The sequence below is a fragment of the Paraburkholderia sp. BR10923 genome (genome assembly GCF_040948765.1).
Classification (GTDB): Bacteria; Pseudomonadota; Gammaproteobacteria; order Burkholderiales; family Burkholderiaceae; genus Paraburkholderia; species Paraburkholderia youngii.
In genome coordinates this window covers 1-263 of sequence record NZ_JBFPKO010000208.1, presented here as the reverse complement: position 1 = coordinate 263, position 263 = coordinate 1, and the positions used below count along the sequence as shown (strand labels likewise).

At 66.2% G+C, this 263-nt stretch carries 1 pseudogene; it reads right to left on the bottom strand.

Going from position 1 to position 263, the window contains the following annotated elements:
• A pseudogene (locus tag AB3X94_RS42135) lies at positions 1-263 on the bottom strand (hypothetical protein); the annotation flags it as partial.

The window sequence follows — 263 nt, the reverse complement described above, 5'->3', positions numbered from 1 at the left end:
CACGCTGTCGACCTTCAGGTCGCGTGCCAGGTCGAAGTTCACGTCGTTGCCGGCCGTGCTCTTGCTCACCGCGAGGTTGCCATCGGTGTTCTTCAGGTCGACCGTGCCGCCCGGCGCCACGTTCGTCTCATTCGCTCCCTGCGCGCTCACGTTCCAGCCTGCGCTGGCCGTCTTGCCGACCTCGTCGAGCTGCTCCTTGTTCACCGCGTCGCCAGCGTCCACACCAGCCGCCACGTTGATGATCTTCCTGCCACCCGCGTCGA